Origin of the sequence: Pseudomonas sp. HTZ2, from assembly GCF_033173945.1 — a bacterium.
In the GTDB taxonomy this organism is placed as follows: domain Bacteria; phylum Pseudomonadota; class Gammaproteobacteria; order Pseudomonadales; family Pseudomonadaceae; genus Aquipseudomonas; species Aquipseudomonas guariconensis.
In genome coordinates this window covers 132,451-144,572 of sequence record NZ_CP137332.1, presented here as the reverse complement: position 1 = coordinate 144,572, position 12,122 = coordinate 132,451, and the positions used below count along the sequence as shown (strand labels likewise).

General features: G+C 62.5%; 9 protein-coding genes and 2 pseudogenes. 7 read left to right on the top strand and 4 right to left on the bottom strand.

The genetic code is table 11. The features are described from left to right. Window positions 1-739: 739 nt before the first annotated feature. The gene (gene gbcA, locus R6G97_RS00610) at window positions 740-2,032 is read right to left on the bottom strand and encodes a glycine-betaine demethylase subunit GbcA (RefSeq protein WP_043211087.1); all 1,293 of its coding nucleotides are present in this window, start codon (window positions 2,030-2,032) and stop codon (window positions 740-742) included. 293 nt (window positions 2,033-2,325) lie between these two features. Between gbcA and gbcB the strand changes: the two genes are divergently transcribed. After that, the gene (gbcB, locus tag R6G97_RS00605) at window positions 2,326-3,429 is read left to right on the top strand and encodes a glycine-betaine demethylase subunit GbcB (RefSeq protein ID WP_043211132.1); all 1,104 of its coding nucleotides are present in this window, start codon (window positions 2,326-2,328) and stop codon (window positions 3,427-3,429) included. 104 nt (window positions 3,430-3,533) lie between these two features. On the opposite strand, the gene R6G97_RS24860 is transcribed toward gbcB, so the two are convergent. Further along, window positions 3,534-4,397, bottom strand: coding sequence for a methyl-accepting chemotaxis protein (locus R6G97_RS24860; RefSeq protein ID WP_418789768.1), 864 nt, complete (start codon window positions 4,395-4,397; stop codon window positions 3,534-3,536). Further along, window positions 4,389-5,144 (bottom strand): annotated as a pseudogene (locus tag R6G97_RS24855) (MCP four helix bundle domain-containing protein); the annotation flags it as partial. The pseudogene R6G97_RS24855 and the gene R6G97_RS24860, both read right to left, overlap by 9 nt. A gap of 284 nt (window positions 5,145-5,428) precedes the next feature. Here R6G97_RS24855 and R6G97_RS00595 point away from each other — a divergent pair. From R6G97_RS00595 to R6G97_RS24845, 4 genes and pseudogenes are all read left to right on the top strand, one after another. Then, window positions 5,429-5,659 (top strand): hypothetical protein, encoded by a 231-nt coding sequence (locus R6G97_RS00595; RefSeq protein ID WP_070090739.1) that lies wholly within the window; start codon window positions 5,429-5,431, stop codon window positions 5,657-5,659. Next, the gene (locus R6G97_RS00590) at window positions 5,656-5,958 is read left to right on the top strand and encodes a cell division protein ZapA (protein WP_043211094.1); all 303 of its coding nucleotides are present in this window, start codon (window positions 5,656-5,658) and stop codon (window positions 5,956-5,958) included. Before R6G97_RS00595 ends, R6G97_RS00590 begins: the two co-directional genes overlap by 4 nt. Window positions 5,959-6,231: 273 nt before the next feature. Further along, window positions 6,232-7,305: pseudogene (locus R6G97_RS24850) on the top strand (HAMP domain-containing protein); the annotation flags it as partial. Between the two features lie 126 nt (window positions 7,306-7,431). Then, on the top strand, window positions 7,432-8,169 hold the full coding sequence (locus R6G97_RS24845) for a methyl-accepting chemotaxis protein (protein ID WP_371906664.1): 738 nt from the start codon (window positions 7,432-7,434) through the stop codon (window positions 8,167-8,169). Between the two features lie 66 nt (window positions 8,170-8,235). Here the strand turns inward: R6G97_RS24845 and R6G97_RS00580 are convergent, their stop codons facing one another. After that, window positions 8,236-9,276 carry a threonine aldolase family protein gene (locus R6G97_RS00580; RefSeq protein WP_317847694.1) on the bottom strand — a complete coding sequence of 347 codons (1,041 nt, stop codon included), beginning with the start codon at window positions 9,274-9,276 and terminating at the stop codon, window positions 8,236-8,238. A 324-nt stretch (window positions 9,277-9,600) separates the two neighbouring features. Between R6G97_RS00580 and glyA the strand changes: the two genes are divergently transcribed. Further along, entirely contained in the window at window positions 9,601-10,854 is a 1,254-nt protein-coding gene (gene glyA / locus R6G97_RS00575) for a serine hydroxymethyltransferase (RefSeq protein WP_043211101.1), read from the top strand. Between the two features lie 15 nt (window positions 10,855-10,869). Continuing rightward, complete coding sequence (locus R6G97_RS00570; protein WP_043211104.1) at window positions 10,870-12,120, top strand: sarcosine oxidase subunit beta family protein; 1,251 nt, start codon at window positions 10,870-10,872, stop codon at window positions 12,118-12,120. The last annotated feature ends 2 nt before the right edge of the window (window positions 12,121-12,122 follow it).

Sequence of the window (12,122 nt, the reverse complement as noted above, 5' to 3'; positions counted from 1 at the left end):
CAAAGCCCACGTTGCATGGCCTGCAGCGTGGGCTTTTTTCATGGTGTTTCGCAGCCCTTCGCAGACTTGGTCATCGACCCTTAGGTTTTTACACACCGAATCTGTTTGCCAACCTGTTGATAAAGTGTTCGCGCCTCTCTACAGGCCCCGTCATATCAAGCCTGCAGAGAGCTGGTTGTTATTTGACCACCCCAGCCGATCAACGCCACACGGTCTTTTCATTCCAAGCGGCCCAGGTTGCCCACAATCGCTGTTGGCGTCTCTGTGGATAATCTGTTTGGTAGCGGCGCAATCCCTTGATCTGCCTGGGGTGCAGAGGTTTGGTCAATAATTGATCAATTGCTGCGGAACGGCTGTGCAGCACGCTTTTGTCGGGCGCTCTGGAGGTCTATCCACAGGCTTGGCCGCACGCCTGCGTATTGCCCACAAAGTCTGTTGGCCGCTCTGTGGACAACGTGTTCGGCGAACGCTAGAGCCCTTGTAATCAAAGGCTTGTAGAGGAATGGTCAAATAATGATCAAAGCGTCCGGCTACTGCTCGGCCCACGTTTCCACAAATACTGTGCGCCAGGCTGTGGATAAAATGTTGGTCGGTGGCTGCAGGCCTTGGGAGGCCTTGGCTGTGGCAAGGTTGATCAAGAATTGATCATCGCTCTTCATGACCGGACTGTGCTGTTGGCCCGATTCGAGCAAAAAAAAGAGCAGCCACCTGGCTGCTCTTTTCGTTTCGCGTCGATGCCTTACTGCGCTTTGACTTCCTTCAGGTACGGCGCTGGCTCCGCCCCCAGGTTGTTCAGCACGCGCTGGGAGTACCAGTCGATGAAGTTGACCACGCCGAACTCGTAGGTCTTGGAGTACGGGCCGGGCTGGTAGGCGGTGGAATTGATGCCGCGCTGGTTCTCTTCAGCCAAACGGCGGTCCTGGTCGTTGGTGGCGTCCCAGACCTTGCGCATGTTTTCCGGGTCGTAGTCGACACCTTCGACGGCGTCCTTGTGCACCAGCCACTTGGTGGTGACCATGGTTTCCTGGGCGCTGATGGGCCACACGGTGAACACGATCATGTGGTCGCCCATGCAGTGGTTCCAGGAGTGCGGCAGGTGCAGGATACGCATCGAGCCCAGGTCCGGGTTCTTGATGCGGCCCATCAGTTTCTTGCACGCCTGCTTGCCGTCCATGGTCATGGACACGGTGCCCTTGAGCAGCGGCATGCGCACGATGCGGTTACGCAGGCCATGGCTCTTGTGCAGGTACGGGATCTTCTCGGCTTCCCAGGCTGCAGCGGAGGCGGCGACGTGATCCTTGAACGCCTGGTCGGCGCGTGGGTCGTTGGTATCGTCCCACTCCAGCAGTGTCTTGAGCAGCTCAGGGTGCGAACCGTTGCAGTGATAGCACTCACGGTTGTTCTCCAACACCAGCTTCCAGTTGGCTTTTTCCATCAAGGTGGTCTGCACCGCCACCTTGGTGTTCTCCATGTCGTACGGTTCCATGTAGTGATCGAGCGTTGCCAGGAACTCGTCGATCGCTGGCGGGTTCTCGGCCAGGCTGATGAAGATATAGCCACCGGCGGTCTTCACGTGCACTGGCTTGAGGCCGTACTGCTTCATGTCGAAGTCGGCGCCCATCTCGGTGCCGGCGAACAGCAGGCGACCGTCGATTTCATAGGTCCACTGGTGGTATGGGCAGACCAGCTTGGCCACCTTGCCCTTGTCGCTGGTGCACAGGCGCGAACCGCGGTGACGGCAGACGTTGTGGAACGCATGCACTTGGCCTTCGGCGCCACGGATAACGATGATCGGGTTCTTGCCGATCTGCAGGGTCAGGAAGTTGCCCTTGGTCGGAATCTCGCACGTCATGCCGGCGATCAACCATTCCTTGTGGAAGATCTCCTGCATGTCGATCTGGAACAGACGCTCGTCGGTGTAGAAAGGCTGGGGCAGCGAGTAGGTGCGCTCGCGGGTCTGCAGCATCTCGGCGGTGGCCTTGCGTGCAGCTTCCAGTGGATCGCCCAGGCTCAGGGTTGCGGTGACGTCCATCGTTTGGTCCTCAGGGCCGTATGCGGCCGGCGAAAGTGGCTAATCGTTGTTGTGGTTTGCCGCAAGGCTGCTTGCTAAAAACAGCTGTTTCATTTGCCGTGGAGTGTGCGTTCGCCGCCGACAGGAACCATATCCACGGGCGACATGGCCGAATCCGATTCCGACGCGCCAGCCCTTGTAGCGCGGGGCTGGTCGCGATAAGCACGCCGATGTCGCTGATAGGAATGTACTTCGTCGCCGGCTTGCGCATTATCGGAGCCATGAAGGCCGGTAGTCGGCCGCTGGAGAAGAACATGTCCGATACCTTCCTCAATCCGGTCACGACCCAGACCTGGGCCAACGGCCGCCATGTGGTGCGCTGCGTCAAGGTCATCCAGGAGACCTGGGACGTGCGCACCTTCTGTTTCATGGCCGACCAGCCGATCATGTTCTTCTTCAAGCCTGGGCAGTTCGTCACCCTGGAACTTGAGATCGATGGCAAACAGGTGATGCGCTCGTACACCATTTCCAGCTCGCCATCGGTGCCCTACAGCTTCTCGATCACCGTCAAGCGGGTACCCGGCGGGCAGGTGTCCAACTGGCTGCACGACAACATGCACGAGGGCTTCGAGCTGGCGGTGCACGGACCGGTGGGGCTGTTCAACGCCATCGACTTCCCGGCGCCGAAGGTGCTGTACCTCTCCGGCGGCGTGGGTATCACCCCGGTGATGTCCATGGCCCGTTGGTTCTACGACACCAATGGCAATGTCGACATGGTCTTCGTCCACAGCGCCCGTTCGCCGAAGGACATCATCTATCACCGCGAACTGGACCAGATGGCCTCGCGGATCCCCAATTTCAGTCTGCACATCATTTGCGAGAAGCACGGTCTGGGCGAGCCCTGGTCGGGCTACCGTGGCTACCTGAATCAGCGCCTGATGGAGCTGATCGCGCCTGACTACATGGAGCGGGTGGTCTTCTGCTGCGGCCCGACGCCTTACATGAACGCGGTCAAGCGCATGCTCGAGGCGGTGGGCTTCGACATGCGCAACTACCACGAAGAGTCGTTTGGCGCGACCCCGGCAGAGGCCAAGGCCGATGCTGTGGAACATGCCGAGCAGGCGGCCGAGGCGGCCGAGGAACTCGACGCGGCCGACCTCAACCTGGTGGAGTTCGTCGGCAGCGACAAGAGCATCCGTATCGCCCCGGGCGAGACGGTGCATGCGGCTGCGGCGAAGGTCGGGCTGATGATCCCCAAGGCCTGCGGCATGGGCATCTGCGGTACCTGCAAGGTACTCAAGCTCGGCGGCGAAGTGGTCATGGACCACAACGGCGGCATCACCGAGGAAGACGAAGCCGAAGGCTACATCTTGTCGTGCTGCAGTGTCCCGCAAGGGGATGTGCGGATCGACTACTGATCCAGCCCATTCCCACATTTTGCGGGTGAACCCGCTCCAGCAGGTCGATGCAGAACCTGTGGGAGCGGGTTTATCGAGGCGTCGAACCGCCGCGAATGTATTCATCAAGTGCGAAACCGCGCCACCAGGCCGTTGAGGTCCACCGCCAGACGGGAAAGGTCGGCGCTGGCCACGCTGGTCTGATGTGCCCCGGTCGCGCTCTGCACCGACAGATCATTGATGTTCACCAGGTTGCGGTCCACCTCCCGAGCCACCTGGGCCTGCTCTTCGGCGGCGCTGGCGATCACCAGGTTGCGCTCGTTGATCTGCGCCACCGCGCTGGCGATGCTGTCCAGTGCCAGGCCGGCACCACGGGCGATGTTAAGGGTCGATTCGGCACGTTCGGTGCTGGTGCGCATCGACGTGACCGCTTCTTCGGTTCCGCCCTGGATGCTGGCGATCATCCGTTCGATCTCGCTGGTCGACTGCTGGGTGCGGTGGGCCAGGGCCCGTACCTCGTCAGCCACCACGGCAAAGCCCCGGCCAGCCTCGCCGGCACGGGCGGCTTCGATCGCGGCATTGAGTGCCAGCAGGTTGGTCTGATCGGCCAGGCCACGAATCACATCCAGGACCTTGCCGATATCCCGGGACTGGGATGCCAGACGGGTGACCAGTGTCGCGGTGGCTTGCACATCGCTGCTCATGCGCTCGATGGCGCCCACCGTCTCCAGCACCAGATCGCGTCCATCGCCCGCCGAACGGCTGGCCTCGCTGGAGGCTTCGGAGGTGCTCACGGCATTGCGCGCCACTTCTTCCACCGCGCTGGTCATTTCGGTGACTGCGGTGGCGGCTTGTTCGATCTCGTTGTTCTGCTGCTGCAGGCCTCGAGCGCTTTCGTCGGTGACGCAGTTGAGCTCCTCGGCGGCCGAGGCCAGCTGGGTAGCCGAGCCTGCGATCAATTGCAGGGTGTCGCGCAGCTTGTCCTGCATCCGCGCCATGGCGCGCAGCAGGCGGGCGGCTTCGTCGTTGCCCTCGGCGCGGATCACTTGGGTCAAGTCACCGTCGGCGACCTGTTCGGCGGCCTTGAGCGCTTCATCGATCGGCTTGACGATGCTGCGGGTCAACAGGAAGGCGCACAGCAGGGTCAGCACGGTAGCGGCCACCAGCAGGCCGATGACCAGGGTGAAGGCGGTGTCATATTGGCTGGCGGCTCTGGCATTGGTGGCTCGGGTCTGGTCGGTGTTGATGCGCACCAGGTCCGCCATGGCTTGGTTGATCTGCTCGGCATTTTCGAACAGCTCGCGGTTGATCAGATTTTGCAGCTCTTCCACGCGATCGGCCTGGCTGAAGCTGCGCATGCGCGCTTCTAGCTGGCGGTACTGGCCCAGCAGTTGGTTGTAGCGATCGAAGGCGGCTTGTTCCTGAGGGCCTTCGACCAGCGTGCGGTAGGTAGCGCGTATCTTGTCGATCTGCGCGTTGCGCTCGTCCATCTGGCGTTGGGTGTCTTGCTGGAACTGTGGGTCGCGGTTGAGCACCAGGCGGTAGGCGAGGGTGCGCATGCGCAGGTTGAGCAGGGCCAGTTCATCGAGCGTCTTGATGCTGGGCACGCTCACCGCTTCGATGGCCAGGCCAGCCTGGCGGATGTTGCCCATCTGGATGAGGGAGAAGGTGCCAAGGCCAAGCATCAGCGCGCCGATCAGGGCAAAGCCCAACAGCGCACGCGGGGCAATGTTCATATTGCGTAGGGACATGGGTTGTAATCCGGGCAAGGAATAAAATGCGCGTTCCCTGCGACAGAATGTGACCTGCTCGGGTTATCGGTAGAAACGGGCCGCGCTTGAATGAAATTGTGAGCCTGCTATCGAGTTTCCGGACAGGTGGTTGACCCAGGTCGGAACAAGCCCGGCCCAGGCCTGTCAATCTGCCCAGGCTAAAGCCTTTGTGTCCCGATATTTAATGGCGAGGACGTGCGCTTTTCTTTATCGTGTGCGCCCTTTGCAACAACCCGAGATAGACCCCCATGTTGGAAGCTTCCCTGAATCAACTCGAGCAACTGGTCAACGACCTGATGCAGAAAAACGCTCAACTCACCGAGCAGAACACCGCCCTCGGCCAGGAACTGGCCCAGGCCAAGGAAGAGAATGAAACCCTGCAGCTGTCGCTGATGGAGCAGGAAGAGAAGCACGGCGCCACCGCGGCCCGTATCCAGGCGCTGGTAGAGCGCGCCAGCGCAGGTGTCGTCAACGCATGAGACTGCAAGCGCAGCCGATCAATGTCGTGTCCATTCTGGGCAACGACTATTCGATCAAGGCGCCCCAAGGCCAGGAAGAGACCCTGGCGCAAGCCGTGCGGATGCTCAACACCGCCTTGGCCGAAACCAAGCGTCAATACCCCACCCTGATCGGTGACAAGCTGCTGGTGCTGGCAGCCCTGAATCTGTGTTCCAAGCAGGTCGAGTTGCAAAAGGAACATCAGCAGACCCTCGAGCGGACCCAGGCGCAGATCGACGCCACGGTGGACGCTATCGTTCGGACCATCGCTGAACAGTAATTGCCTGACCTCGGGTTTGCCGCGAATGCATCGGTGAGTTTCGCATCGCATTCGCGGGTAAACCCGCGCCACCGTCTGGCGTCATCCCAGGATTCGAAGTGAGCCGGGCGCGTGCGAGCGTGTTCGCCCGCCACCGCGCCAGTCGCTTTAGCATCGGATCTTGCGGCAAAAACGACGCGCCACGGGTCGTGGACATTGTTTTAGATCACTGGAATAACCGGATACGTAAGTGTATACAATCACCCAAAATAATAATGACTGGGGAGTTGGGGCATGCGGATCTGGCGGCGGAGTATCCAGTGGCAGTTGATTGCGAGCATGGGCGCAGCCCTGCTGGCGAGCATCCTGGTGGTGGTAGGGGTGTATACCGAGGCGGTCAACCGCCTGACCGAACGTTACCTGGTGGATACGGCACTGCCGGCCAGCGTCGAAGCGATCCGCAACGACATCGAGCGCATGCTCGGCAAGCCGCTGGTGGCGGCGGCCGACATTGCCGGCAACACGCTGCTGCGTGATTGGCTCGCAGCCGGCGAAGACCCCGCCCAAGCTCCCCGTTTTCTCGAGTACCTGGAGGCTGCCAAACAGCGCAACCAGGCCTTCACTACATTGTTCGCCTCCACGGCGACCGGCCACTACTACAACGAGAAAGGCCTGGATCGCACCCTCAGCCGTGATAATCCGAAGGACAAATGGTTCTACGGCTACATCGACAGCGGCGCCGAACGCCTGATCAATATCGACATCGATGGCTCCACCGGGGAGCTGGCGCTGTTCATCGATTACCGGGTCGAAAAAGACGGACAGCTGGTGGGCGTGGCGGGTATGGGTCTGCGCATGACGGCGTTGTCGAAACTGATCCATGACTTTAGTTTCGGTGAGCGCGGGCGGGTGTTCCTGGTGCGCAACGACGGCCTGATCCAGGTCCACCCGGATCACGAATTCAGCGGCAAGCGCCAGTTGGCCGAGCAGGTCGGCGAGCAGGCGACCCAAGCCGTGTTGGGTAAGGGTGAAGGCCTGCGCAAGGTGCGTTTCAGCCGCGACGGCGAAGCGTTTCTTGCGCTGGGCCTACCGCTTCGCGATCTGAACTGGACGTTGGTGGCCGAGGTGCCGGAAGACGAAATCTACGCACAGATGCACGAAGCGGTGTGGCTGACCAGCCTGATCGGTGGCGCGGTGGCGTTAGTGTCGTTGCTGTTGGTGGTGTTGCTGGCGCGTGGGCTGGTACGTCCGATCCGCCAGGTCACCATGGCGCTGACCCAGATAGGCAGCGGGGCTGGCGACCTCAGTCAGCGGCTGGACGATACGCGTGAGGACGAGCTGGGCGACCTGGCCCGCGGGTTCAATCGGTTCCTCGACAGCCAGCGGGTGCTCATCGGCGAGGTGCTGCGCACCACCGAGCGCCTGCACCGGTCGGTGGAGCAGGTGACCCGCGTGGTGGACAACACCGCCGACCGTTCCAGCCGCCAGCAGGAGATGACCGAAATGGTCGCCACCGCCGTGCACGAAATGGGACTGACCGTGCAGGACATCGCGCAAAACGCCGGCAATGCCGCCCATGCCTCGCAGTCGGCGCGCGACGAGGCCCTGCAGGCGCGCGAGGTGGTGCGCCGGTCGATCCACAGCATCGAAGGCATGTCCGGGGAAATCAGCCGGGCGGCGGAGGCGGTGAGCCAGCTGGCCGACGAAGTCGCCTCGATCGACGAGGTCTTGGCCGTGATCCGCAGTATTTCCGAACAGACCAACCTGTTGGCCCTCAATGCGGCCATCGAGGCGGCGCGAGCGGGTGAAATGGGGCGCGGCTTTGCCGTGGTCGCCGATGAAGTGCGCACGCTGGCGCGGCGTACTCAGGTGTCCACCGACGAGGTGCAACAGATGATCCAGCGCCTCAAGCAAGGCGCTGGCACCGCTGTGGCGTCAATGAATGCCGGGCAGCAGGCGACCGGGGGCGGGGTAGAGTCCAGCCAGCGCACCGGTGCCTCGCTGGGGGCGATCACCGATCAGGTGGAGCACATCAGCGACATGAACCACCAAGTAGCCACGGCGACCGAAGAGCAGTCGGCGGTGACCGAGGAGATCAACCGGACTGTGCAGGGGATTTCCGACCTGGCCCGGGAGACGGCGGCCGAAGTGCAGGCCTGTCGGGACGAGTGCCAGGCGTTGCGTGGCCTGGCCGATGACCTGGCGCGGCAGATGGGCGGGTTCAAGCTCTAGGTCGGTGTTGGACGCTTCGCGGGTAAATCGGGGCGCCCAACCGCCGCTCCGATTTACCCGCGGACATCAGGCGCCGACGACGGCGCGGATGTCCTGCGCCAGTTCACGCACTCGCGCTTCTTGCGTATCCCACGAGCACATGAACCGCGCGCCACCGCTGCCGATGAAGGTGTAGAAGCGCCAACCCTTGGCGCGCAGCGCCTCCAACGCGGCTTCCGGCATTTGCAGGAACACGCCGTTGGCCTGCACCGGGAACATCAGCTCCACGCCCGGCAGGTCGCTCACCAGCGAGGCCAGCAGTTGTGCGCAATGGTTGGCGTGGCGGCCATAGCGCAGCCAGGCGCCGTCTTCGAGCAGGCCGACCCAGGGCGCGGAGAGAAAACGCATCTTCGACGCCAGCTGGCCCGCCTGTTTGCAGCGGTAATCGAAGTCATCGGCCAGGGCGCGGTTGAAGAACAGGATCGCCTCGCCCACGGCCATGCCGTTCTTGGTACCGCCGAAGCACAGCACATCCACCCCGGCCTTCCAGGTCAGATCCGCCGGTGTGCAGCCCAGGGAAGCGCAGGCGTTGGAAAAGCGGGCGCCGTCCATGTGCAGGTTCAGCCCCAGCTCCTTGCAGGTGGCGCTGATCGCCCGCAGCTCGTCGGGGTTGTACACCGTGCCCACTTCGGTGGCCTGGGTGATGGTCACCACGCGTGGCTTGGGGTAGTGGATGTCCTGGCGCTTGAGCGCGACTTCGCGGATCGATTCGGGCGTCAGCTTGCCGTCTACACTGCGTGCGGTGAGCAGCTTGGAGCCGTTGGAGAAGAACTCCGGCGCACCGCACTCGTCGGTCTCGACGTGGGCGGTCTCGGAGCAGATGACGCTGTGGTAGCTCTGGCACAGGGAGGCCAGGGCCAGGGAGTTGGCGGCGGTGCCGTTGAAGGCGAAGAACACCTCGCAGTCGGTTTCGAACAGCTCGCGGAAATACTCGGCGGCGCGTTCGGTCCATTGATCGTCGCCATAGGCGCGCTCGTGGCCCAGGTTGGCTTTTTCCATCGCGGCCCAGGCTTCGGGGCAGATGCCGGAATAGTTGTCGCTGGCGAATTGTTGGCTGTTATCAGTCATGACATCTGTCCTTTTTACGACGCAGATCCGCACTCTAAACCATCGATTCAGCGGTTGCCTATACAAGGCCTGTTCGAGCAACTGGCTGTATTGATCTTGCGCGCTTCTTCGCGGGTAAACCCGCTACCACAGGGATTGCACAGCCCCTGTAGGAGCGGGTTTACCCGCGAAGGGGCCCGCACAGGCACCAGGCAGATGCGAATGTCGTAAACGCGCCATTGCAAGGCGTGCGCAGGCATCTGAGTCGCCCTCGCCGGTCATACCATCGCCTCAAAGGGCCACAGTGCCTCAAGACAAGAAACGATCGCTGCCGGGAGAAACAAGATGTTCAGCAAGCAAGACCAGATCCAGGGTTACGACGACGCACTGCTGGCGGCGATGAATGCCGAAGAACAGCGCCAGGAAGATCACATCGAGCTGATCGCCTCGGAGAACTACACCAGCAAGCGCGTCATGCAGGCCCAGGGCAGCGGCCTGACCAACAAGTACGCCGAAGGCTACCCAGGCAAGCGCTATTACGGTGGCTGCGAGTACGTCGACAAGGTCGAGGCGCTGGCGATCGAGCGCGCCAAGCAGCTGTTCGGCGCCGACTACGCCAACGTCCAGCCGCACTCCGGCTCCTCCGCCAACAGCGCCGTCTACCTGGCCCTGCTGCAGCCCGGCGACACCATCCTGGGCATGAGCCTGGCCCATGGCGGTCACCTGACCCACGGCGCCAAGGTGTCGTCCTCGGGCAAGCTGTACAACGCGGTCCAGTACGGCATCGACAACACCACCGGCCTGATCGACTACGACGAAGTCGAGCGCCTGGCGGTCGAGCACAAGCCGAAGATGATCGTCGCCGGCTTCTCCGCCTACTCCAAGACCCTGGATTTCCCACGGTTCCGCGCCATCGCCGACAAAGTGGGCGCACTGCTGTTCGTCGACATGGCCCACGTTGCCGGCCTGGTTGCCGCTGGCCTGTATCCGAACCCGATTCCGTTCGCCGACGTGGTCACCACCACCACCCACAAGACCCTGCGTGGTCCGCGTGGCGGCCTGATCCTGGCCAAGTCCAACGAAGAGATCGAGAAGAAGCTCAACGCTGCCGTTTTCCCGGGCGCCCAGGGTGGCCCGCTGATGCACGTGATCGCTGCCAAGGCCGTGTGCTTCAAGGAGGCGCTGGAGCCTGAATTCAAGACCTATCAGAAGCAGGTCATCGCCAACGCCCAAGCCATGGCCAAGGTGTTCATCGACCGCGGCTACGACGTGGTTTCCGGCGGCACCGACAACCACCTGTTCCTGGTCAGCCTGATCCGTCAGGGCCTGACCGGCAAAGACGCCGACGCCGCCCTGGGTCGCGCCCATATCACCGTCAACAAGAACGCCGTACCTAACGACCCGCAGTCGCCGTTCGTCACCTCGGGCCTGCGCATCGGTACCCCGGCCGTCACCACCCGTGGCTTCAAGGAAGCCCAGTGCGTTGCCCTGGCTGGCTGGATCTGCGATGTGCTGGACAACCTGGGTGATGCCGACGTCGAAGCCGACGTTGCCAAGAACGTCGCCGCCCTGTGCGCGGATTTCCCGGTCTACCGCTGAGTGGAGTAACCAACCATGCAACGCTATTCGGGCTTCGGCCTTTTCAAACACTCCCTCAGCCACCACGAGAACTGGCAGCGCATGTGGCGCACGCCGACGCCGAAGAAGGTGTACGACGTGGTCATCGTCGGCGGTGGCGGCCATGGCCTGGCCACGGCCTACTACCTGGCCAAGGAGCACGGCATCACCAACGTCGCGGTGATCGAGAAGGGATACCTGGGCGGCGGCAACACCGCCCGTAACACCACCATCGTGCGTTCCAACTACCTGTGGGACGAGTCGGCCAAGCTGTACGAACACGCCATGAAGCTGTGGGAAGGCCTGTCCCAGGACATCAACTACAACGTGATGTTCTCCCAGCGTGGTGTGTACAACCTGTGCCACACCCTGCAGGACATCCGCGATTCCGAGCGTCGGGTCAACGCCAACCGCCTCAATGGCGTGGACGGCGAGCTGCTCAATACCGAGCAGGTCGCCGCCGAAATCCCGTACCTGGACTGCTCGAAGAACACCCGCTACCCGATCCTCGGTGCGACCGTCCAGCGCCGTGGCGGCGTGGCCCGTCACGATGCCGTGGCCTGGGGCTACGCCCGTGCCGCCGACGCCCTGGGCGTCGATCTCATCCAGCAGACCGAAGTGATCGGCTTCCGCAAGGAAAACGGCGCGGTCATCGGCGTGGAAACCAACAAGGGCTTCATTGGCGCCAAGCGCGTCGGTGTGGTCACCGCCGGTAACTCCGGTCACATGGCCAAGTTGGCCGGCTTCCGTCTGCCGCTGGAATCGCACCCGTTGCAGGCGCTGGTATCGGAGCCGATCAAGCCGATCATCGACAGCGTGATCATGTCCAACGCCGTGCACGGCTACATCAGCCAGTCCGACAAAGGCGACCTGGTCATCGGCGCCGGTATCGACGGCTGGGTCGGTTACGGCCAGCGCGGTTCGTACCCGATCATCGAGCACACCATGCAGGCGATCGTCGAGATGTTCCCGATCCTCTCGCGCGTGCGCATGAACCGTCAGTGGGGCGGCATCGTCGACACCTGCCCGGACGCGTGCCCGATCATCTCCAAGACCCCTGTGAAAAACCTGTTCTTCAACTGCGGCTGGGGTACCGGCGGCTTCAAGGCGACCCCGGGTTCGGGCAACGTCTTCGCCGCGAGCCTTGCCAAAGGCGAGATGCACCCATTGGCCAAGCCGTTCTCGATCGATCGCTTCTACACCGGCGCGCTGATCGACGAACACGGCGCCGCGGCCGTCGCCCACTAATC